Source organism: Sphingomonas sp., from assembly GCF_042091075.1.
Taxonomy (GTDB): domain Bacteria; phylum Pseudomonadota; class Alphaproteobacteria; order Sphingomonadales; family Sphingomonadaceae; genus Sphingomonas.
Genome location: NZ_JBELIE010000007.1, coordinates 20,493 through 42,767, shown reverse-complemented (window position 1 = coordinate 42,767; position 22,275 = coordinate 20,493). Strand labels below are relative to the sequence as shown.

The 22,275-nt window shown below is 67.2% G+C and carries 22 protein-coding genes; 5 read left to right on the top strand and 17 right to left on the bottom strand.

Annotation, left to right across the window (positions count from 1 at the left end; translation table 11 throughout):
• Positions 1–183 precede the first annotated feature (183 nt).
• The 7 genes from ACFDSW_RS01615 to ACFDSW_RS01585 all read right to left on the bottom strand — a co-directional run bounded on the left by ACFDSW_RS01615 (position 184) and on the right by ACFDSW_RS01585 (position 7,627).
• Positions 184–354, bottom strand: a complete 171-nt coding sequence (locus tag ACFDSW_RS01615; protein ID WP_375248525.1) for a hypothetical protein — start codon at positions 352–354, stop codon at positions 184–186.
• Complete coding sequence (locus ACFDSW_RS01610) at positions 351–1,463, bottom strand: PepSY-associated TM helix domain-containing protein (RefSeq protein ID WP_375248524.1); 1,113 nt, start codon at positions 1,461–1,463, stop codon at positions 351–353. The genes ACFDSW_RS01615 and ACFDSW_RS01610 overlap by 4 nt, the downstream gene beginning before the upstream one ends.
• Positions 1,460–3,859, bottom strand: a complete 2,400-nt coding sequence (locus tag ACFDSW_RS01605; RefSeq protein ID WP_375248523.1) for a TonB-dependent siderophore receptor — start codon at positions 3,857–3,859, stop codon at positions 1,460–1,462. Before ACFDSW_RS01605 ends, ACFDSW_RS01610 begins: the two co-directional genes overlap by 4 nt.
• 68 nt (positions 3,860–3,927) lie before the next feature.
• Positions 3,928–4,836: a FecR domain-containing protein gene (locus tag ACFDSW_RS01600; protein WP_375248522.1), complete on the bottom strand. Its 909-nt coding sequence runs from the start codon at positions 4,834–4,836 to the stop codon at positions 3,928–3,930.
• A gap of 40 nt (positions 4,837–4,876) precedes the next feature.
• Positions 4,877–5,389, bottom strand: a complete 513-nt coding sequence (locus tag ACFDSW_RS01595) for a sigma-70 family RNA polymerase sigma factor (protein WP_375248521.1) — start codon at positions 5,387–5,389, stop codon at positions 4,877–4,879.
• Between the two features lie 167 nt (positions 5,390–5,556).
• Positions 5,557–6,903, bottom strand: coding sequence for an ATP-binding protein (locus ACFDSW_RS01590; RefSeq protein WP_375248520.1), 1,347 nt, complete (start codon positions 6,901–6,903; stop codon positions 5,557–5,559).
• A gap of 4 nt (positions 6,904–6,907) precedes the next feature.
• Positions 6,908–7,627 carry a response regulator gene (locus tag ACFDSW_RS01585; protein ID WP_375248519.1) on the bottom strand — a complete coding sequence of 240 codons (720 nt, stop codon included), beginning with the start codon at positions 7,625–7,627 and terminating at the stop codon, positions 6,908–6,910.
• A 161-nt stretch (positions 7,628–7,788) separates the two neighbouring features.
• Here ACFDSW_RS01585 and ACFDSW_RS01580 point away from each other — a divergent pair, with 161 nt between their 5' ends.
• The 5 genes from ACFDSW_RS01580 (at position 7,789) to ACFDSW_RS01560 (ending at position 10,680) form a co-directional block, all read left to right on the top strand.
• Positions 7,789–8,205 (top strand): hypothetical protein, encoded by a 417-nt coding sequence (locus ACFDSW_RS01580; protein WP_375248518.1) that lies wholly within the window; start codon positions 7,789–7,791, stop codon positions 8,203–8,205.
• Between the two features lie 74 nt (positions 8,206–8,279).
• Complete coding sequence (locus ACFDSW_RS01575) at positions 8,280–8,684, top strand: EF-hand domain-containing protein (RefSeq protein WP_375248517.1); 405 nt, start codon at positions 8,280–8,282, stop codon at positions 8,682–8,684.
• Positions 8,685–8,688: 4 nt separating this feature from the next.
• Positions 8,689–9,528 (top strand): sterol desaturase family protein, encoded by an 840-nt coding sequence (locus tag ACFDSW_RS01570; RefSeq protein ID WP_375248516.1) that lies wholly within the window; start codon positions 8,689–8,691, stop codon positions 9,526–9,528.
• A gap of 94 nt (positions 9,529–9,622) precedes the next feature.
• Complete coding sequence (locus tag ACFDSW_RS01565; protein WP_375248515.1) at positions 9,623–9,895, top strand: hypothetical protein; 273 nt, start codon at positions 9,623–9,625, stop codon at positions 9,893–9,895.
• 137 nt (positions 9,896–10,032) lie between these two features.
• Positions 10,033–10,680, top strand: a complete 648-nt coding sequence (locus ACFDSW_RS01560; RefSeq protein WP_375248514.1) for a hypothetical protein — start codon at positions 10,033–10,035, stop codon at positions 10,678–10,680.
• A gap of 27 nt (positions 10,681–10,707) precedes the next feature.
• Here ACFDSW_RS01560 and ACFDSW_RS01555 read toward each other — a convergent pair whose 3' ends face one another.
• From ACFDSW_RS01555 to ACFDSW_RS01510, 10 genes are all read right to left on the bottom strand, one after another.
• On the bottom strand, positions 10,708–12,189 hold the full coding sequence (locus ACFDSW_RS01555) for a hypothetical protein (protein ID WP_375248513.1): 1,482 nt from the start codon (positions 12,187–12,189) through the stop codon (positions 10,708–10,710).
• Between the two features lie 78 nt (positions 12,190–12,267).
• Positions 12,268–12,822: a hypothetical protein gene (locus ACFDSW_RS01550; protein WP_375248512.1), complete on the bottom strand. Its 555-nt coding sequence runs from the start codon at positions 12,820–12,822 to the stop codon at positions 12,268–12,270.
• A 1-nt stretch (position 12,823) separates the two neighbouring features.
• The gene (gene rfaE2 / locus ACFDSW_RS01545; RefSeq protein WP_375248511.1) at positions 12,824–14,437 is read right to left on the bottom strand and encodes a D-glycero-beta-D-manno-heptose 1-phosphate adenylyltransferase; all 1,614 of its coding nucleotides are present in this window, start codon (positions 14,435–14,437) and stop codon (positions 12,824–12,826) included.
• A complete protein-coding gene (locus ACFDSW_RS01540) occupies positions 14,434–15,015 on the bottom strand; it encodes a D-glycero-alpha-D-manno-heptose-1,7-bisphosphate 7-phosphatase (RefSeq protein WP_375248510.1) in 582 nt (193 codons plus the stop codon). Before ACFDSW_RS01540 ends, rfaE2 begins: the two co-directional genes overlap by 4 nt.
• A gap of 47 nt (positions 15,016–15,062) precedes the next feature.
• Positions 15,063–16,226: an AGE family epimerase/isomerase gene (locus tag ACFDSW_RS01535; RefSeq protein ID WP_375248509.1), complete on the bottom strand. Its 1,164-nt coding sequence runs from the start codon at positions 16,224–16,226 to the stop codon at positions 15,063–15,065.
• Between the two features lie 4 nt (positions 16,227–16,230).
• The gene (locus tag ACFDSW_RS01530) at positions 16,231–17,745 is read right to left on the bottom strand and encodes a glycosyltransferase family 9 protein (protein WP_375248508.1); all 1,515 of its coding nucleotides are present in this window, start codon (positions 17,743–17,745) and stop codon (positions 16,231–16,233) included.
• Positions 17,742–19,295 (bottom strand): tetratricopeptide repeat protein, encoded by a 1,554-nt coding sequence (locus ACFDSW_RS01525; protein ID WP_375248507.1) that lies wholly within the window; start codon positions 19,293–19,295, stop codon positions 17,742–17,744. The genes ACFDSW_RS01530 and ACFDSW_RS01525 overlap by 4 nt, the downstream gene beginning before the upstream one ends.
• Before the next feature lie 53 nt (positions 19,296–19,348).
• The gene (locus ACFDSW_RS01520; protein WP_375248506.1) at positions 19,349–19,942 is read right to left on the bottom strand and encodes a hypothetical protein; all 594 of its coding nucleotides are present in this window, start codon (positions 19,940–19,942) and stop codon (positions 19,349–19,351) included.
• Positions 19,939–21,087, bottom strand: a complete 1,149-nt coding sequence (locus ACFDSW_RS01515; RefSeq protein ID WP_375248505.1) for a DUF2827 family protein — start codon at positions 21,085–21,087, stop codon at positions 19,939–19,941. The genes ACFDSW_RS01520 and ACFDSW_RS01515 overlap by 4 nt, the downstream gene beginning before the upstream one ends.
• Complete coding sequence (locus ACFDSW_RS01510; protein WP_375248504.1) at positions 21,084–22,205, bottom strand: DUF2827 family protein; 1,122 nt, start codon at positions 22,203–22,205, stop codon at positions 21,084–21,086. The genes ACFDSW_RS01515 and ACFDSW_RS01510 overlap by 4 nt, the downstream gene beginning before the upstream one ends.
• Positions 22,206–22,275 lie beyond the last annotated feature (70 nt).

Here is a 22,275-nt window from a genome sequence, read left to right as displayed (position 1 = left end):
CCCCCGCTATCCCTTTGCGCTTAACCACGCACGCCTGTGGTGCGTTTCCTTCACCGCTCCATCTCACGCCCCCCTAGAGCTCTGGAAGTCGTGCAAATCTGCGGTATTTTCCGGCTCGTGAACGCTCGTCCCGCCCCATGAAGGTGCGAGCGCAGGTGGGGTCTTTTTCAGCGCAAGCGCAAGTCACGCACGCCGGAGCTTCAGCGCCAAGGTGACGAGTGGTGCCAATAGCAACATCCACGCGATCGCCCTCACCCATGTTGCACCGCTGATCATCGCCAGGGCGAGGCCGGCGAGCGTTGCGGCGGCGAGGAGGCACGGGACGGTCCAGAGGCGAGATCGAACCGTCGTCATCGCGAGACCGTCGCTGGCCTGACGAGCAGCTGGATGCCGGTAACCAGCACCACGATCGTTGCGAGATCGAACACCACCCAGAGAAGCTTGAGCGGCAACCCGCCATAATCGCCGAAGTGGAAGGGGCGGCTGACTTCGATCGTGCGCAGATACCAGGGCATCGGTAGCACTGCCACGACCCGCGCCGTCGCTGCGTCCACCAGGATCGGCGTGACGAGGCGCGAGGTGAGCGGAGTGTTGCCATGCGCCCATACCATAAAATGACGCGGGCTGCCGAGCGTCGCGCCGGGAAAGTCGATCCCGGTCACCAGCTCGTTCGGCACCGCATGACGAGCGGCGGTAAGGACGGTATCGAGCTTCGCCCCAGGCTCCGGCCCCGCCGCACCATGCCACCGGGTCACCGCCGGCGCCACGACCGCCTGCTGCCAATGCGCGAACAGCGGCCCTGCCAGTTCGTTGAGTCCACCGGTGAAGCCGACCACGACCGTCCAGGCCAGTGTCACGATCCCGAACAGATTGTGCGTGTCGAGGCGCCGGGTCCGAGCGGATCGGTCGCGACGCACGGTGCCGAAAGGCAGGTTCCGCATGAACGGCGCGTAGAGAACCGCGCCCGAGACGAGCGCGACGACGAACAGGATGCCTATGATGCCGACCAGCACGACGCCGGCGCCGCCAAGAAGGAGCTGGGCATGGAGGGCATAGATGAAACGGTCGAACGCGGTTGAGGCGATGCCACGCGCCTCGGAATCGCCGAGCAGCCGCGCGCTATATGCGTCGAACCGCAGCCAGTGCAGTTCCCCCGCATCCGCAGCCGCGGGAGAAACCGCGGTGAACACCTTCACTTGCGGCTCTGCCGGATCAACGAACACGGTGACGATGATCTCGCCAGGCCGCCTCAGTCGCGTCGCGCGCACCAGCGTGTCGAGACTTGCGCGCGAGCTGCCTGGCGCCGCCTTGGCATAGGCCACCGGCGGGTCGAGCCAGCCGTGCAACTCGTCGCCAAACAGCAGGGGCAGCCCGCTGATGCACAGCACCAGCAGGAACAGGGTGGAGACGATCGACGACCAGCGATGAACCCAGGCCCAGCGCCGCAAGGCCGCCGATCTCACCAGCGGTGGCCAAGCGTCGCGATGATCGAGCGGCGCTCACCGTAGAAACAGCGGGCGGCGCTGTCGCAGGTCGCGACGATACGCTTGTCGGCCACGTTGCGCGCGTTCAGCGTTATCTGCCAGCCATCGAGATCATAACGCGCCAGCGCGTCGAACTGCGTGTTACCCGGTAGCCGCAGCATATTGGCATTGTCGCCGTAGCGCGGCCCCATGTAGCGGACACCGCCGCCCAGTGTCAGCCGGCTCGACGCGGTGACCGGCAGCAGCTTGTCGAGCCACAGGCTGCCGCTGTTGCGCGACACGTCTTTGGGCAGATTGCCCACATAGCCGTCGTTGCTCCGCGTGATCGTCGGATCGAGGTAGCTGTAGGCCACCGTCGAGCTGAAGCCGTGACCGAAATCGAGATTGCCCGACGCCTCGACGCCGCGCACCCGGATACCGCCCGTCTGCACCTGCTGGAAGTTGTGCAGGGGATCGGCGGTCAGCACGTTGCGCTCGCGGATTTCGAACGCCGACAGGGTAACGAAGCTGCGCGCGCTCTTGGGCTGATATTTGATGCCACCCTCCCACTGCTTCGCGGTGGTGGGCCTGAACGGCGTGCCCGTAAAGGTGAGGCCAGGGGTTGGCTGGAACGACGTCGAATAGCTGACATAGGGCGCGAGGCCGTTGTCGAAGAGATAGACCGCGCCGCCGCGGCCCGTGAACGCCCGGTCGTGCTGGCGGGTATCCTGGCTGACGTAGATGTCCTGCTCGTTCGAGCGTGTATAGGCCCAGTCGTGACGGATGCCGCCGGTCACCACCAGCCGGCCTAGCTTCATCTGGTCCTGCGCATAGACGCCGATCTGGCGCAGCGTATCCACCGTCGCGAAGTCGACCGGCGGCAGCGTGTAGGGCTGGCCATAGACCGGATGGGTGATATCGAGCGGCGAGGCGCTGCCGTCTTGCTCGTCCCAGACATCATGCGACTGCGAATAGTTGACGCCGACCAGCACAATATGCTGGATCGCGCCAGTCTCGAGGTGTCCCTCCACCTGATTGTCGAGCGCGAAATTGTTCTGATGCGCGCGCGCCGCCAGTGAGAAGCGACCCATGATCTGGCCTTGGGCACCGCCCTCCCCATAGCCTGCGACGTAACCGATGTCGGTGGCGACATGCGCGTAGCGCAGGTTCTGGCGGACCGACCAGCGCTCGCCGAAGCGATGCTCGGCCTGATATCCCACATCCCACTGCGTGCGGTTGACACGATTGAGGTCCGGCTCGCCGGTGAACAGGCTGCGGGGGATGAACCCGAACGGCGCGGCGTAGAGCGTGCCGGCGGCGGGCAGGTTCTGGAGTGCGAAGCCGTCCTCCTGCCGCTGGAGGTGGGACAGGAAGGTGACGCTGGTGGCATCGTCCGGACGCCAGGTCAGCGCGGGCGCGATGAAGTAGCGGCGGTTCCGGACATGGTCGACCTGGGTGCCGGTGTTCAGCGCCAGCCCGGTCACGCGATAGAGCAAGGTGCCCGCCTCATCGACCGGGCCGGTCAGGTCGGCACGCCCCTCGATCCGACCGTAGCTGCCGGTCTGGACCGCCAGCTCACCCGCAGCGACATCGAGCGGCCGCTTGCTGACGAGATTGACGAGGCCACCGGGCACGTTCTGCCCGTACAGCACCGACGACGGCCCACGCAGGATCTCGATGCCATCAAGGCCGTAGGGGTCCACCTTGGTCGACAGCAAGGTATAGCGGCCATTGGTGGGGAGCCCGTCGACGAAGGGCATGGTATTCGCGAAGCCGCGGATCAAATAGGTATCGATCCGCTGGTCGGTGCCGCCATATTCTTCTGGATTGACGCCCGCCATGTAGCGCAGCGCCTCCCCCACGCTCTGCGCGCCTTGCGCGTCGATCTGGCCGGCGGAGATGATCGAGATGGATTGCGACGTCTCGATCAGCGGGGTCGAGGTCTTGGTGCCGACACGGCTCTCCACCACCGGATGCAGACCCGTCACGACGATATCGCTGCCATTCGACCGTTCGGGCTGGTCCTCATGGGTTTCCCTGACGCGCATGGGCCGCGGTGCCGGGCGACGGCGGGGCGATGCCGTTGGCTTGACGAGGACGTAGCCGCCCCGACCATCTGGCTCCGCTCGCAGGGAAGTGCCCGCCAGCAGCCGGCGCAACGCCCCGTCCGGAGCGATCGGGCCGCTGACCGCCGTGCTGGTCCGTCCACGGACGAGCGTGCCATCGGCCACGACGATGACCCCGGTCGCCTGAGTGAAGCGCGCCAGCGCGCGGGCCAGCGGCTCGGCCGGCAGATCGAGGCTGGGGACGGCCGGGCCGTGCTGCGCGGCCGCCGGCGCGGCGATCAGCACGGCGCTGCTGCCCAGCAACGCGCCGAACCAGTGGGAAACGGTCATCGGATCAAACTCCCTTCAGGTCGCTTTCTCCTACGGACGGATCAGCGATCGTGAGGGACAGTCCTTCGTCAGTCTTTTTTGCGCAGACGCAGCAATACCCCGTCCGGGCGATGCTCAATCGTGACCGGTAGCGCCGCCGCGATACTAGCGAGCGCCCGATCCGCATCGGTCAGCGGGATGGAGCCGGAGAGGCGCAGAGTTCGCACCGTCGGATCGAGGACGATCGGCGCTGCGCGATAGCGGTTCAGCTCCTCCACGACCGAGGCCAGCGCGCGATCGTCGGCATAGAGCATGCCATGCGACCAGGCATCCGCCGCGAGTGTGTCCACGGCCGGGAGCGGTGTCGCACCTTGGGCGTCCAGCCGTGCCGACTGGCCGGGGTCGAGCCGGATGCAGCGCCGGTCACCCAGCGCCGCGCAGGCCTCGACCCGGCTGGCGATCACCGTGACGATCGTGTGATGGCCGACGATACGAACGCTGTACCGTGTTCCCATCGCCCGCGCGCTGCCCTGCGGCGTCCGGATCAAGAAGGGTTCGGTGCGGCCATGCGCGACCTGCGCCATCACCGCCCCGCGCCACAGCCGGACCTGCCGCGTCGAGGCGTCGACATCAACGGCGGTACCGCCATCAAGCATCACGCTGTCGCCGGAGGCGAGCTCCACCCGGCGTTGGACACCGGACGCAGTACGCTCGTCCGCGATCCTCGCGCGCACGCCCGGATCGTGCACGCCCCACCATCCCAGCGCCGTCGCACCGCCGGCAACAAGCAACGTGATGAGCGGACGTGCGGCGCCAGGCCGTTCCAGCATCCGGGCAAGGGCGACGCGTTGGGCCGGATCTCGCGTCTCGACGCGGCCGGCGATGGCGCCCATCCGTTCCGCGGCGATACGATGGGACGGTGCGGATGCCATCCAGGCGTCGAACGCGTCCCGGTCGATCTGGGGGCAATTCTCGTCGGCAAGCCGCGCCATCCACATGGCGGCCTGGGCGACAATGGCCCGGGAAGGTTCGTGATCGTCAGTCGGGGACGCCATGCGCCACTTCGTAGCAGTGCGCGAAGGCACGGGCGACGTACTGTTTCACCATGCTTCGCGATACGCCCAGCTCGCCGGCGATGTCGGCATAGGCCATGCCGTCCACCCGGCTCATCAGGAACGCCCGCCGCACGCGTTCGGGGAGGTTTCGGAGCAGGGCAGCGACCGCTTCGAGTTCCTGGATCGCGACCGCGATCCGCTCGGGTGACGGCTGCGCCACCCCGTCGCGCAGCAGAGCATAGGCTTCGAGAAAGCAGCGCTCCGAACCGCGTTGCCGGCTGTGATCGATCAGCAGCCGGCGCGCGACAGTGGCCAGGTATCGCCGGGGATGGGAGTGCAGCTGAATGTCAGGCCTCGCCGCAATCCTGCAGAAAGTCTCCTGCGCCAGATCGGCCGCCAGCGCACCGCATTTGGCGCGAACGGCCAGCCAATCGGACAGCCACTTGCCATGCGACCGGTATATGTCTTCCAGACTGTTGAGGGGCAGCGTCGCCATGCCCCTCGCTACATGTTTTGATATTGACTCGCAATATTATACCGCGGCGGATGGTAGCCCTCCCCTTCCGGCGCCCACCCGATCAGCCCGGCTCGGGGGGCAGCACCTGCGCCGGCAATGGCGTCGCAGCAACGGTGGACAGGAGGATCAGCGGCAGGCCCGTTCGCTTAATGCTGTCCGAGATAGACGGCCGCCGACAGCCCTCCCTGCGGCCGGTTCTTAAAGCGCACCTTGCCGCCTTGCGCCGCCGCCAGCGCCTGGACGATCGCAAGGCCAAGGCCGGCGCCGCCGCGTGCGCGATCGCGTGACGGATCGATCCTGCCGAACGGCTTGCCGAGCATGCCGAGCTTTTCGGCGGGAACGCCAGGGCCGTCATCCTCGACGGTCACGCGCCATTGGTCGCCCTCGGTCGCCAGCGCGACCTGCACGTTACTGGCATAGCGAAGCCCGTTGTCGATGAGGTTCGATACGATGCGGCGGATCGCCATCGGTTCGGCGAGTGTCGACGCGGCCGGGGTGGCCGTGGTGAGCGTCACCGGCTCTCCCAGTTCGCGATAGATGTCGACGAGCCGGGTCAACTCTCGCACCAGGTCGACCGGCCGGCGCGTGTGATGCGCATCGCTCCCGGAACGCGCCAGCGAAAGCGTATCGTCGAGCAGCGCCGCCATCTCGTCCAGATCCTGCCCTGCACGTTCGCGCTGGCCGTCATCGACGATGAACTCCGCACGGAGCCGGAAGCGCGTGATGTAGGTGCGCATGTCGTGCGCGATGGCGGCGAGGATGCGCGTCTGCTCGGCCAGCAGATCGGCGATGCGCGCCTTCATCTCGTTATAGGCTTCGGCAAGATCACGCAGTTCGTGCGATCCGGTCACGGTAAGGTCGGGCGTCTCCGGCTGGCCACGAAAGCGGCGGATATCCCGCGCCAGTCGCGAGAGCGGCCGGGTGGTCGCGCGAACCGCCAGCGTCAGCGCCGCAAGCGCGATGGTCCCGCCAAGGCCGAGCAGGCCGGCGCGCTGACGCAAGGCGATGCGCACCTCCTCCGAAGGCTGGCTGGCAATGGTCAGGAGGTTGGCGTGATCACCCGACAGTCGAACGTGGAGAGCAAGCGCATTGCCGCGCCACCAGGCGGCCCAGGGAATGACCCGCGCGACGAGCGGAAAGCGTGCCACCTGTCCCGTCACAGACAGCTCACGGCCCGGCAGCCCGCTGCTATAGGTCTTGCCGATATCCATGCCCTGAAGGCTCTCGACGGTCGGCGGTAGCGGGCCCTCGGTCACCAGGACGTGAAAGAGCGCCCCGTCCAGCGCGCTCGCCAGCCCGACGCGCCGCTGTGGTGGAAGGGCTTCGATCAGCGCCACCATCGCCCGGGTCTGGCGGATCGTCGGCAGGCCCACATTGTTCGTCCCGCGCGTGGTGGTGGAAAGACTTGCCAGCGCGAAGACGCTCAGTTGGAGAAGGACGAACCCCGCGACCAGCACCAGCGTGATCCGGAACGACAGGGTTCCGCGCTGCATCCCGTCAGGCCCGCTCGACCCCGGCGGCGAGGCAATAGCCACCCCCGCGGATCGTTTTGATAAGTGTCTCACCCGCTGGATGCTGCGCCAGTTTGCGGCGAAGCTTGCCCACCTGCACGTCGATCGCCCGGTCAAAGGGTTGTGCGTCGCGCCCTCGCGTCCAATCGAGCAATTGATCGCGTGACAGCACCCGCCGCGGATGCCGCACGAAGGCGATGAGCAGGTCGAACTCGCCACCCGTCACCTCGATATCGAGGTGATCCGGATCGTGCAGCGACCTGGTTTCGAGATCGACCACGAATCCGGCGAAGCGCCAGCGCTCGGGCGCCGGGACGGGCGCCACACGGTGTCGATCGCGCGTCCGACGCAGGATGGCGCGCGTTCGTGCCACCAGTTCGCGGGGATTGAACGGCTTGGGCAGATAGTCGTCCGCGCCGATCTCCAGCCCGACGATCCGGTCGACATCGTCGCCGCGCGCGGTGACCATCAGAACCGGCACCTCCCCCTCCGCCTGAAGACGGCGGCAGATCGACAATCCATCCTCGCCGGGCAGCATGACATCGAGGATCGCGAGATCGACCCGCCGCCGCGCGCGCAGGCGATCGAACGCATCGCCGGTGGGGCACAATTCCGCCTCGAACCCCTCGCGTCGCAGCAGCGCCGCGACAAGAGGACCGATTTCGGGATCGTCCTCCACCACGGCGATGACGGTCTGGCTTTCCATGAATATCTCCTGCCGCGTTGCCGTGACCGGGAAAAGTGCCGAGCGCGTCCGGTTACATTTCTTCACCTTCGTTCATCGCCCGATCGCACGCCGATTACCCTGCCCCGCCAGATTGCAGCCATCGGACACACCCCGTCCGGTAGCAATCAGGGACACGAACGATGAACAAGTTTCTCACCGCCGCCATCGCCAGCGCGACGATCGCAGCGACCCTCGCGACAATTCCCGCCGATGCACAGCAGCGCCGCGGCGGCAGCGTGAGCGTACAGGGCTCGGCCGGCCACGGCGGCACTGTTTCGCGCAGTGTGAACCGCCAGCCCGGCAGCAGCAGCGTGACGCGGGGCATCCAGACGAATTCTGGCCGCGGAGCGACCACCACGCGCGGCGGCAGCTGGTCCAATGGCAGCTACACGGGCGGAACCACGCACACCACGAACAGCGGCGCGACGTTCGGCCGCACCACCACCGCCACCGCGAACGGCGATGGTTCGGGTAGCGCTTCCACGACGTTGACCGGCCCCAACGGCCAGTCGCGTACCGTATCGGGCACTGTGAGCACCACCCCGCCGCAGTACTGACCCCCCTCCCGATACGGTGATCCGGCCGCCGCCCCTCCCCAGGCGGCCGGATCTTTTTCATCGAGGAAATGATCATGCGCACTCTTACGCTCTCCGCGATCGCGGCGAGCCTCGTCGCCGCTACCCCCGCCGCGGCACAGGATATGTCGGCTGCCGATGCGAACCGCGATGGCCGGATCACCAGAGCCGAATTCGGCGCCGCCCGGATGGCCAACTTTTCCCGGATGGACCGGAACCGCGACGGCGTGCTGAGCCAGGTGGATGCCGACCGCATCGCGCGGTTCCGATCGCGCGCCAGCTTCGCGCTCCGGCAGGTCATCACGACCGCCGATGCCAATCGCGACGGCGTGGTGACCCGCGCGGAGCTTTCGGCCGCACCCATGCCGGCTTTCGACCGGGCCGACGGCAACCACGACGGCGTCGTGGATCGCAATGAAATGGCGGCGCTGCGGGCAGCGTTCGCCGAGATGCGGAGCTGAAGCCATGGAAATGCTGGCCACGAAATCGCCCCTCTGGCTCGTGATCGTGGTGGCGCTGGTCCTCGTCGAAAGCGTCTGGCGCGTCCGCCACGGCCATGGCTACGATCGCCGCACCGCGCTCACCACGCTGGGGCTTGTCGCCGGCAACGTCCCCGCCGCGCTGCTCAATGGCGTGGTGATCGGCGCGCTCTACGGTATCGCGTGGCATGCCGCGCCGGTGCATCTTCCGCTGTCGGACTGGCGGGTGTGGCTCGCGGGGTTCGTCGCGGTCGAGTTCGCTTATTACTGGTTCCACCGCGCCAGCCACCGTATCCGCTGGATGTGGGCGACGCATGCCGTCCATCACTCCGCGGAGCAGATGACCCTGCTGTCGTCGCTACGGCTGGGCTGGACCAGCCTGTTCTCGGCCGGCTGGGCATTCTACGTCACGCTGATCCTGCTGGGCTTCGATCCCCGGATGGTCGTGGCGCTGCTGGCCTTCAACCTGCGCTATCAGTTCTTCCTGCATACCGAGGCGCGGATATCGCTGGGGCCGCTCGAATGGCTGCTCAATTCCCCGTCGCACCACCGCGCGCATCACGGCCGCAATGACGTCTATCTCGATTGCAACTACGGCGGCGTCCTGATCGTCTTCGACCGCCTGTTCGGGACGTTCCGGCAGGAACGCGCCGACGAGCCGGTCGTCTTCGGCCTGAAGGACCGGGCGCCCGAGGCCAATCCGCTGCGGGTGGTCTGGCGTGAATGGGCGGACCTGTTCGCGCTGATGCGACGCGCCGGAACGGTGCGCGACCGCATCCGCATCGCGCTCGCTCCGCCGGGAACGCCGCCGGATCGGCTCGGATAAGCCAAACATCCCGGTCGCTTTCTCATCGCACGGCTGAAGGTCAGTCCTACTGGTCCGTGCTGTCCAAAGACGGCGACGATCGCGCGGGGCCGTTGTGGGTGAAATCAACAAGAAGTGGAAATTACACTTCGTCACCGTTTTTTACCCGACCACCACGGCTCCATTACGAAGCGATGCGATCTGTTCGCCGCCGGATCATCGCGACTGGCATCATAAATTATCACCGGCAAATAAAAACAGGGAAGAAGACATGCCATCGCCTCTCCAAAAAACCATTTTCTTTATCGCCTCTTCTGTCACCATGCTGCTCTTCAGCAGCACTGCCCGGGCGCAGGATGCTCCTGTGGACAAGCTGACGGTTCGCTGAGTGGCCAGGCGTCGCATGAGCAAAAGAGCGATGCGAACACGATCCGGAGCGGATCTTTAGGGCTGCAATGGCAACATGGCACCGTCAGCATCGGGGCGACGATCGGCGCGACCGGGACGGGAGTACGACTGCCCAGCGTGGTCGACCGGGTCCGCACATCGACGCTCGACGCTGGCGTGAATGCCGGCATCGCGCTGGGCCGGTCGTTCATGGGCGTGAATTTCGCCTATTCGCGACAGGGGCTTAACGGCAGCGCGACGATAGGCGATACGCAGGTCGGGGCTGGCACGGACGCCGCCGCGGAAGTGTCCGGCGACGTCGTGTCCACCAGCATCGGTGGCTCGTTCAGCCATTCCTTCGGCCAAGGGGCTTTGACAGCCACGCCCATGCTGTCGGTCAGCTACGACCGGACACGAACGAGCGGTGGGCTGACCTTGCGTGACCGAACCACGCCAGTGGGAATCGACACGACGAGCGAGGGTGTGTCGATCACGCCGGCGCTCAGCGTCACGCGCCAGTTCTCGGATTCCTTCAGCCTGACCGGCAGCGCGGCATTCACCGCCGTGACGGACGGCGCCGCGAGCCGGCTCGGCCGGCGCTTGTTCGGGTCGAGCACCGTCCAGACGGGGCAGCAGGACGCCAACGCTACCCAATGGGGCACGCTCGGTCTCTCTGCGTCGATCGCGCCGACCGCCCGCTTCTCGATCCTGCCATCCATCGGCACAACGGTGGGACGGTCGACCCACGAGATCTTCGGCGGACCGACCCTCGCCGTGTCGTTCTGACATCACGGAGGCGCCATCGAAGCGTGGTCAGGTGCCGCATTCGGGCCAACGGGTTCGCACCGCCTGTTCGATGATGTCGAGGAAACGTTCCGCATAATCGTCGGGATCGAACAGGCTGTTGGCGGCGCGCGTCTCGTCGAGATGGCGTCGCCATCGCTGCAGCCGGTCTCGATCGTTCAACATCGTATCGGCGACCGATAGATATTCACGCGGATCATCGACGATGAAATCGTGCAGTCCGCTGACCGTCAACAGGCTCGCCGCCACCCGCGACGCGAAGGTCTCGCCCCTCAGGCTGATCACCGGGGTTCCGGCCCACAGGCTGTCGCTGGTCAAGGTGTGGCCGCCATAAGGATAGGTATCGACCACCAGGTCGGAACAGGCCAGTCGAGCGAGATGAACCGCGATACTGCTACGCGGCGCGAAGATCAGCCGCGTCGGATCGATGCCATGTAACGCAGCTTCCTGTTGCAGACGGGCGCAATTCTCCGCTCCGCCATCGAGCAGCCATAAGCGTCGCCGGTCGTCCCGCCGCAGCAGCTGACACCATAACGCGAAGATCGCCGGCGTGATCTTGTACGACTGATTGAAATTGGCGAGCAGCACCCAGTCGCCTGCCACGCCGAATTCATTCCGGGTGATCGGCGCCGGCCGCTCCCGCGCGGAATCGTTTGGTTGATAGCAACCGCGCATGCGCAGGATACGCTCGGCATAGCCGTCCTCCAGTTCCGGGGGGACGACGACATCGTCGGCGACCAGATAATCCATGAAGGCCGCGCCCGACGTACCGGGAAAGTAGAGGTACTGGATCTGGATTGCCGCCGGCCGCCATGCACAGATGCCCAGCCGGCCCTTCGCCACGTCCCGCATGTGGATCAGCACATCGATGCCACGGGCGTGGATCAGTTCCGCCGCCGCGCGGTCGTCCATGTCGGCGATCGAGATGAATTCGTCATAAGCGGCGACACAGCGCGTGCGCCACTCCCCCGGAATCTCCTGACCGTAATCAAAGGCCAGCAGATCGACACGCCGCCGGTCCATTCGCTCGGCGACGCCGGTGAAGAGATATGCAGTCGCCTGCGCATGGAAATCGCAGCCGATGATCCCGATCCTGATCCGCTCCTGCGGCGGGCGGTGGGCGAACGATCCATCCGGCCTCGGAAAGCACGCACAGAAACGTTCCTGCAGCGTGCGAAGGTCATGGCGGGTCAGCGTGTCCAGCGTCAGACACGTCTCCCCGGTCATCCAGAAAGCAGGATCATCCTCGATCGCTTCGTGCACCCAGCGCGCGGCCAGATCGTAATGCGTCCAGTCGCAACGGTCGACCGCCTGCGCCACCGCCTGCCAGAGTGCCTGCCGGTACAGGGATAACAAGGGGGGAGCATGCCGGGGCTGTTGTCCGATCGCCTGGCGAATCCTGACAACCGCCTCGGCCGCACGCCCGGTGGCCAGATCATATTGCGCACGCTGTATCAGCGGCGCCACGCCGGCTGCTGCGTTGTCGTCCACGATCTCTCCCTAGACAAACCGCCCGTCCCTTGCCGCCGCGCCGCCGAAGCCGGTGCGACGCCACGGGTCGGCGCCGGATCACTTCTGCTGCGGGGCGGGCCGTGCGGGCGTACCGGCAGGAACGACCCCGACCGAAATACCGGCGATGCGGAAGCGACCATCTTCTAGCTCGAAATAGAGATCGAACGTCGCACGTTGCGGCTGGGACGGGATGAACCCCTTCAGATGCAGGATGTTCGCCGACATCACCGGCGGCGCGGTCAGACGAGGAACGAACAGCACCGTCGATGACAGGTCGATACGGGCTTCACGGAATACCCTGAACTGCTCGGCCAGTTGCGCGGCGGAATTGACCCGCTGGAACGACCGCGATGCGTTCTTCAACAAGACCGAATAGTCCGCGGCCTGATTGGCCTGGTTCAGGGCGGCAAGGGCATATTGGATCAACATGCCCTGCACCGGAAACCGCGGGATCGGCTGCGTCGCCGGCGTCTTCACAGGCGCGGGCGTGGCCGGCGCGGTGGGGGCGGCGCTTGTCGTCGTCGCGACCCGGGCCGCCACTGGTGCGGCGGTGCCTGTCATCGCCATCGCTGCGACGCCCGCGACCATATCGCGCATCTTCATCCTGATCATTTCATTCTCCTGCCGGATAGGAACATTCGGCGTCGGCCCAAGGGGGGCGGACGTGGCGGTGACCGGTGCCGGACGAACCGGCGACCGATCCGATGGAGCGGATGTGATCGACATCGCCGGTCGGTGAGTGGCCCGCGATGTGCGCGACGATCCGGCTGGTCGATCGCCCGGGTAGCAGATCGGACACGATGACCGTCCCGCCATAGCTGCGGACGAACGCCGCGCCGGCCATCGTCGCGGGATCATAATCCCCGCCCTTGATCAAAACATCGGGCCGGACGGCCTCGATCAGCGCTTCGGGGCGATCGTCGTCGAAGATCACCACCGCATCGACGACCGACATCGCGGCCAGCACGGCGGCACGATCCGCTTCGCCGTTGACCGGTCTGGTCGGCCCTTTCAGCCGGCGCACCGACGCATCACCGTTAAGCCCCACCACCAGCCGGTCGCAGGCCCCCCGCGCGCCCCGCAGCGCATGGATGTGCCCGGCGTGCAACAGGTCGAAACAACCGTTGGTAAACCCGACCCGCAGCCCCGCGGCGCGCCAGCGCTGGGCCAGGAGCGCCGCCTGCTGGAACGACAAGGGCGCTTCTTCGCTGCGATCGGCGAGCCCGTCGCACGCGCGCAGCAAATCATCGGCGCCGACCACCGCATTGCCGCGCCGCCGCACCGCGACCGACGATGCCAGCTGCGCCGCCGCGATCGCCTCCACGATATCGCATCCGCCGGCGAGACAGGCGGCGAGCGTGGCGATGTTCGTGTCGCCCGCGCCGCAGACATCGGCAACGTCGACCGCGTGCGCGGGAACATGAACCACCCCCGCCCCGCCCCGCGACAGGAATGCCGCTCCGCGCGCGGCGCGGGTGACGAGGATCGCCCCCGCCTCGCAGCGGGCCAGCGCCTCGGCCAGGGCAACCGAGACTTCGGCGTCGCTGCCGCAGGGCCGCCCGGTGAACAGCGCCAGTTCATCGGCATTGGGCTTGATCAGCTCGACCGCGCCATACATCCGCCAGTCGCGCCCTTTCGGATCGACCACGATCGGCGCCCGATGCTGCTGACCGATCGCCCGCAACCGCGCCATCGCGAACGGCGTGATCAGCCCCTTGCGATAATCTGACACCACGATCGCATCGACCCGCGTCAATCGATCCGTGACCGACCCGACCAGCCGTTCGACAATCCCGTCGTCCATGTCGGCCCGTCGCTCGCGATCGATGCGAAGCAACTGCCGCCCGCCCGCGACGAAACGGGTCTTGCGGGTGGTCGGGTGAAGCGCGCCCGGCACGACCGCCAGCCGCGAATCGATGCCGGTCGCATCGAGCAGGGATTGCAATTGCACCCCCTCGGGGTCGTTGCCGATCACCCCCGCCAGGTGCACGACCGCGCCCAAAGCGGCGATATTGGCCGCCACATTGGCAGCCCCGCCGGCGCGGCAACGATGGTCTTGCTCGTCGAACACCAGCACCGGCGCCTCGGGCGACAGGCGCCCGTTGCCACACGGCACTTCGACGTCGAGCATCACATCGCCCACGCACAGCAGGTGACGCTGGGGCAGGTCAGCCAGCGTCGCCTCGATCCGGGCGCGGGTGATGCCGGTCGGCATGGCGGCGCTCATGCCGCCTGCTCCATCAGCGGCGATCCGCAGGCGAGCGCCGCCGCAATGCCTCGCGCCTCCAGCATCGTGAAGCCGTCGCCCCGATCGCTCACCACCGGAATGGCCGGCGCGCGATCATGGATCAGCATCGCCCCGGCCAGGCCCGCCGCGCGGGCCGCGTCGATATCCGACCGGCGGTCGCCCGCCAGCCAGGAAGCCGTCAGATCGACACCGAAGCGTATCTGCGCGGTCAACAGCATGCCCGGTCGCGGCTTTCGCCAAACATGGTCCCCGGCGAGCGGCGGCAGGCCGTCGGGATGCCACGCGCAGGCGACCACCGCATCGAGGGCCGCCCCGCAATCCGCCAGCAGCTCGATCATCCGCGCGTTGACCGCATGGAACGCCGCCCAGTCGAACAGGCCGCGCGCGATGCCCGACTGGTTCGTCACCACGATCCGCCCCCAGCGGCGTCGGCGTGCCGCGAGCAGCAGATCCGCCGCTCCAGGCTTGAGGACCACATCCGCCGGACGGCAGATGAAACCCCGGTCCTCGATCAACAGATTGTCCCGATCGACGAAGAGTGCTGGCCGAGCCGGCATGATGTCGCCGCCTTCTACGGGTGCGATCCAGCACCCCTTGCCATCGATCAGCATGGCCGCACCGCCGGCATCGTCACCCAACCCGCGCCACATGCCGCCACCACCGCTTCCCACAAATGGTAAAGGCTGGTCGCAGGCACCCGATCAACGATCGGGCGGCCGGTGGCATCTACCCTGTCGTGCCACCCGCCCGGGAACGGCACGCCGCAGAAGGTGTCGACCAACCGGCCCGCCGCCCGGGCCGCCAGCATCAATCCCTGCGCGGGAGGCTGCACCGCCGCAGCGCGGATCGCCTCGCAATGGGGCCACAGCCGGTGCGTGTCGCTGATCGCCCGCCCCCTTCCGTCGCAGCGGTCGTGGATCAGGGCAATCGGATACGACCAGCCGTGCCGGTCAGCGAACCTGAAGAGCTGCGCCGACGGCAGGGCGCTGTGATAGCCCCGCGCTTGCGCGGTCGCCAACAGCCAGTGCCATTCATATTGATGGCCGGGCTCGACATGGGTTTGCGGCAAGGGACGCCAGCCAGCATCGAAATGCTCCGCGATCGCGCCGATCGCCGGATCGAACAGACGATCGCCGGATAGCGCCACAAGTTCCGCGATCCGCCCTGCCCATGCCGCATCATGCTCGACAACGTCCAGCGCCAGCAACGCTTCGAGAAAATGCAGATGACTGTTCTGATCGCGTTCCGTGGCGCCCGCCACGCTGATCCAGCCCGCCCCCGTCCCCTGCCGCAAACGATCGTCGATCAACTCCAGCGTATCGCGGGCGAGATCGAGCGCGCGACCGCTGGGATCAAGCGGGGCGATATGGGCGCACGCATATAAGGCGAACGCCTGATCATAGAGGCCGAAACTGTCGTCGACCGCCGTGCCGCGATGGTCGACCCGCGTGATCCAGCCGTGACCTGGTCGCCAGAACACCGCCGTCAAGGCGCGCCATCCCGTCAGCGCATCCGCGGCGGGCATGATGCCCAGCATCGCCGCCTGTGCGTAGACGGCCGTCTGGCGCGTCGTCACGCGCAGCCGTACCGCGCCGGGATCGGCCCGACGCCCGTGCGCATCGCGGCATTCGGCGAACGGCAGCGGTTCGCGATCGGCGCGCCACGCCGGCAGCGCCGTCGAGCAGAGCCACGAGGCCAGCCGCTGCAATGCCGTCCCCTCCCCGGCCGTCGGAGCGGGATCGATCGTGGCCAGCGGTTCCCGCGCCATCGCGCTAGTCCCGCGCCGCGACGAGCGTCGCCAGCCGTCGCGCGACCTGCTGGACGACCGGCTCCCAGCGGCCCTCCCGAACCTGCCGGACGATCTCGACATCGGGATACCAGTAACTGTCGAGACGTTCGCGCCCCCAGCGCCAGTCACCCAGACGACGAAGCATCAGGATCACCTTGCGCCCCATCGCCCCAGCGACGTGCGCAACCGCCGTATCGACCGTCACCACGACATCGAGGTTCGCGATCAGCGCCGCCGTATCGCCCATGTCGTGGATCCAGTCGCCGCACGGCACGATCGACAGGCCGGGAACCTGCGCGAAGGCATCGTCATATTGCCGTTCGTGGAGGCCAAACCATTGCACACCCGGCACCGCCAGATCGCTGGCGAGGTGAAGGGGCAGCGACCGCGGCCAGCCGTCGGCGACGGAGGGATTGATGGCCGCACCACGCCGCGCCGCCAGCACCAGTCCCACCCGCAGGCCCCTCGGCCCGGGTATCAGCCTGGCAAGGCGCGCCGACCAGTCCGCCACATCCTGTGGAAGTGGCCGCAGATAGGGGCGCGGCGCAGGAAACCCCTCACGACGCAAATGCAATGGCAGGCTACCGATCGGCAGATGCGCGTCGATCACGCCCGCCTGCGGCCGCCATGCCTGATGCTGCTCCTGATCGGTGTCGACGGTCGAGCGGCTCGGCCAGACGGCGGCATCGGGAAAACTTGACGCGAAGAGCCGCACCAGGACGGGCGGCACCGCCAGATGCAACTGGCCCCTATCACCGGGTAAGTCCGCCAGGCAGGAGGCGAACATGATCGTGTCGCCCAGCCCCTGCTCCTTGTGGATCAGCAGCGAACGGCCGTTCAGCGCATCGCCGCGCCATTCCGGCATCGAATGATATTGGACGGTCGCCAACACCTCGTGGCCGAAGCGCTGGCGGCGTAATTCGTAATGGGGCCAGCCATCGGCGAATTCCTCGTCGCGCAGTTGCTGCATCGCCCATTCCCACCGCACGCCGTCGCGATCATCGTCTCGCGCCGCCGCGCGCGCGAACCACTCGCTCGCCTCCCGGCTCAACCCGCAATCGTCGGCTACCTTGGCCAGCCTGATCTCCAGGCCGGTGGCATCGCCGCCCGCCCGGAGATAGCGTTGCAGACACTCCCAGGCCTCTTCGCTGCGCCCCTGGCGCCGCAACAGATCGCTGAGATTGTTGAGCGCGCCGAGATGGTGTGGATCGCGGCGCAGCGCCTGCTCGTACCGCAGCAGGGCATGGAAGAGCGCCCCTTTGCGCTGATCGGCGACGCCAAGGTTGAAGATCGCCTGCACATTGCCCGGATCGAGCGATAAAGCGGCGTGGTCGTACACGGCGTCGGCATCGCCGAGATCGGCCTGCAGAATCCCCAGCAATTGCAGTGCCACGGGATCCCCCAGCACCGCTTCACCCGCTTCGCGCAGCAAGTCATGCGCGCGGGTGTGATCGCCCGCGTGATAGGCGCTGAGCGCAGCCGGGAAGGACGGCGTCACGCGACGCTCCGGCGGCGTGGGGCAGCGATGGTCTCGCGCAATGCCGCCTCGACCCGGTCGATCACCTCGGACCAGTTCCCAGGCTCGGCCTGCCAGAACAATGTCGCGGATCGATACCAGTAACTGGCCTCGCTGCCGGGAGCGCCCCAGCGTGGATCGCCCGCCGCGTGCAACAGTATCCACACCGGCACGCCAAGCCCGCCGGCAAGGTGCGCCACCCCGGTATCGACCGTGACGAGCAGGTCGATCTCCTCCAGCAGGGCCGCCGTGCGATCGATCGAGGTGAGGGCCGAGGAGACATCCGCAATCCCGCCCGCCGCCGCGTCGTCGATGCCGAAATCGCGCAGCGAAACGTTGGTGATCGCGGTGGCGGAAACGCCCGGCACCTGCGCAAGCCGCGCCATGTCGCCAAAGGGCATGGTGCGATGCTGGGCCCGGCGCGCCAGGCTGAATTGCTGCAGCGACGGATTGCAGGACCAGCAAACCCCGATACGAAACGGCTTGCCGCCACCCTGTGGCGATACAGACGGTGCCGCGCCGCGCGAGGCCCAATATTCGCGCGCTGCGTCCGATGCTCGCAGATAGGGCATGCCGGTAAACGCCGCCCGATCGCGTCGGAACATCGCCATCAGCGAACCAAGCGGCAGCGTGGCGTCCACCGGCACCACCGCGCCCGCCGCCTCGGCCACCCGTGCGCATGCCTTCGGATCGCGTTTCCGCTCGATCGGAAAGACGTGGATCGTCGGGAAGCTGGCGCGAAACAGATCGACCATCGCCGGTGCGACGGCGAGGCTGACGCGCGATGCGCGCGCGATCAGATCGGACAGGGCCGAGGCGAACATCAGTTGATCGCCGATGCCCTGCTCACCATAAGCCAGCACGTGCTGCCCCGGTTCCCCGCGCCACCGGGGCAGGGTGAAGGCCATGTCATCGACGCTGTTCGCCTCCGCGCAGTCGAAGCGCACCTCGTATTTGTCCCACGCTTCGGCGAAACGCTGCCGCCGCAGCAGCGAAAATTGGTGTTCCCAATGAAGCAGCGCCGGATCGCGCGACCGCTGGATGGCGGCGTCGAACATCGCATCCGACGCCTCCAGCTCACCGAGATGTTGAAGCGATATCGCCTCATGGGCGAAACCGGCGGGATCGTTGGGCAGGATCCGCTGCATCCGCCGGGCGAAGCCGATCGCCTCCGCGAATTGCTCGGTGACGCGCAGCATTTCCGTACCACGGGAAAGCGCCGGCAGATGCGCCGGATCGAGCGCCATCGCGCGGCGGAACGCCCGCGCCGCATCGACAAAACGGCCCCTCTGTTCGTGCCACCGGCCAAGCTGAAACCAATGTTCCGCGTTGTGGGGGGCGATGCGGCAGGCCAGTTGCAGCAAGGGCAGCGCCAGCACGGCGTCCGCCGGCGGTGTCGACAACCCCCGCAGCATGATCGCGCCGGCGTCATACGGATTGGCGCGTAACAGCTCGCTCGTCATGCGATGACACGAGGCAAGATCACCCCGTTGCAGCGCGGCGAGCGCCGTATCGGCCGGACCTTGGGGCATCGGTGAACCCTTACGTGCAGGATGGATCGCCGGCGGCGGCGGCGGCGAGCCGCTCATGGCCGTGGAGGCCATTTGAAGCTGCTCTGGCGACGGAGGATCAGGCATCCGCCGTCGTTGCTGACCAGCACATAGGTTTCGCCGGGGGACGACGGATTCTGATAGACGGTGATGCCGTCGATCAGCGGGGTAGCGGGATAGTTCGGTAGCTCGCTGCTTGCCACCGCGGCGCAGGGGCGGCCGGTGCTCGACACGCGCTCCACCAGGATCGCGCAACCGCCGGTTCCGGCGGGAACAGCCACCAGCGTGACGCCCGCCCGTTGCTTCCCGGCGCTCAACCCGATGAACGAGAAGAACGGGGCCGCGTCGGGCGCCTGCCGATCCCAGTCGACCATGATATCGTGTTGCGTCGCCCCCAGGACAGCGCGCTGGCCGATCGCGGTAATCGCCGGCAGGCAGCGTTTGACGCCCAGTTTCTGCGCTGCGTCCACCACCAGCGCGCGCGCCGCAGGGCTCGCGGGGGGCGGTGCTGCCCGTCCCGGCGCCATCACGCACCCCAGACTGTAACCGGCCGCCAGCGTGAGCGCCAACGCCAGCCCCAGCCGGGCGCGCCGCGTCACACCGCACCGCGCGGATCGAGACGCCATCATCCACCATTCCCCTGCGGATCAAGATCGAGGATCGCCCGCTCAAAGGCCGCGATATTGGCCGGGCACAACGGATCGAGCGTGGCGAGAAAGCGGTTCGCGATCGATCGGTAACCCTCGATGTCGGCGTCATGCCCACGTATCGCGTGCAGCAATGCGAGCGCGCCGTCCTCCGGATCGTGATCGGCGTAGCGGTAACCCGCCTCGCCGAGCAGCGCGGAGTTGTGGATCAGCGGAAAGCCCCCGTACAACGCTTCGTAATAGCTATAATTCTGTGGGTTGCCGTCGTGATGCGCGACGATCGCGTCGCATTCCGCGCCCATGATCGAATGCAGCGGCAGACGGCCTTCGAAGGTGACCAGGCCGTGCCGCACCAGATCGAGCGATCGCGCATAAGCGACGAAGGCGGGATGACGGCGAACCGCCAAAGCGTTGAATATGCGCACGTGCGCGATCGCCTGCGGATCGCGCCGATGGGCGACATCGGCCAGCAGCAGCGGCAGATGACAGGTTTTGACGGTGCAGATATTGGGCTCCACCACCGCCAGCCGCCAACGCGCCCGCCCCGGTCGATAGGCGAAATGCCCACCGGCGGCGCGCTCCACCAGTACCGGGCTCCAGAGGTGCGGCATGATCCGCACCGGCGCGCGCAGGGCCGCCGCGTAATAACCGGCGCAGTCGGGAACGAAACCCGCCAGCATCCAGATCGCGGCATAGGGGGCGCCGGTCACCAACAACCCCGGCGACAGGCCGAAGGCGAGCCGCTCGACATCGATCATGAAATCGTTGGCGACGCGCATCGCGACGATCCGTCCACCGCGCGCCGCAAACTGCCGTGCCCAGTCGAGCTCGAGCTGCGCGCCGAGCTCGATGACGATATCCAGTGCGTCGAGCGCGGTTCGCTGGTCGATCGACGGCGCGGTGATCGCCCCCGCTACCTCACCTCGCACCACCTTATCCTGCGCCACCTCTTCCTGCGTCGTCGCGCCGGGGCCGAGCGGCAGGACGAATACCTGCGCCACACTCGACACCGCCCCAAGCAGCATCAGCAGAAAAAGGCAGTTCTGGTGGATCCCGTTTTCCCACAGCGACTGATCGCCGCCGCGCAGAAAGACGGTGACCGCGATGCGCAACCCGCGCCCTGTCATGCCGCCGCCCTCGCCGGGGCGGTCGTCGCGACCAAAGCGCGGGCATAGGCGGTCTGAACGACGGGATGACGGGGCGCGACGCGCGCGATGGCCCTGGCTGTGCGCGCGCGATAATCGTCCAGCGTCCGATCATGATCTCGGCTGGCGGCCAGCAACGTCGCCGCGCCGGTGTCGACCGCATTGCCGGGATAGAAATACCCCACATCGGCCAGCGCGGGCAGATTGTGGACGAGCGGAAATCCCGCCGCCACGATATCCAGATAGCAGGCATGGCCGACGCCACCCATCTGGTGCGCCACCACCATATTGGCATCTGCCCCCAGCACCGGCGCCCGATGCCCGTCCTCGATCGTGATGCGATGCTGCCGATACAATTCGCTCGACGCGATCAGATGCGCGAAGGTGGCCTGCTCCCGTAGAGCGTGCGCGTGCAGCAGATGGACGCGGTCGATCGTCTTGCCGTCCGCCCGAACGGCCTGTTCGCATATCAGGAGCGGGACGAGCATCGTCGCCGCGGTCGACCGGTGATGCAGGATCAATGGCCGTGCGCCGTCGCGCGTCACGCTGTCGCGCCGATAGGTCGCGCGTCCGGCTGCGCCGCCCCCCGCCGGCGCTTCACACCAGATGGCGGGCAGCGGGATCACCGGGCATCGATAGAATGCCCGCAGGATCGGCGCGGAGGATCGCGCCTCGCCGCACAGCCAGACCGTATCGCACGGCTCGGCGCCGCTGAAGGCGATCGGTACGTCGAACAGCGTCGTTTCGATCAACCGCGCATGGCTGCTGCCGGGATCGACGAGCACGACGCGGCCACCGCGGGCACGAAAACAGGCGAGCCATTCGGCCGCGATCACGCCGGGAGTAACGATCAGGACGTCGATCGCCGCATCGGCATCGGCGAGGCGGATCGTCGCGCCACGATGGGCAAACAAGGACGCCTCATCCGCCGCGTTTCCGCCGGTATCGACCGCCAGCACCGCCTCGACGAAGCCGATCGCCTCCAGCACGCAAGCCAGATGATACAGCAAGCGATCCACGTCGGCGATATCGCGATCGCGGTCCGATGCGGCGGGAAAGGCGATGCCAATGCGCACGGTGTCATCCAGATTCGAGATCAAGGGCGATCGATCGGAGGCGGAGGGCCGGGCACGAACAGCGCCGCCCGGCGAATGGGGCGGGCCCGTCACG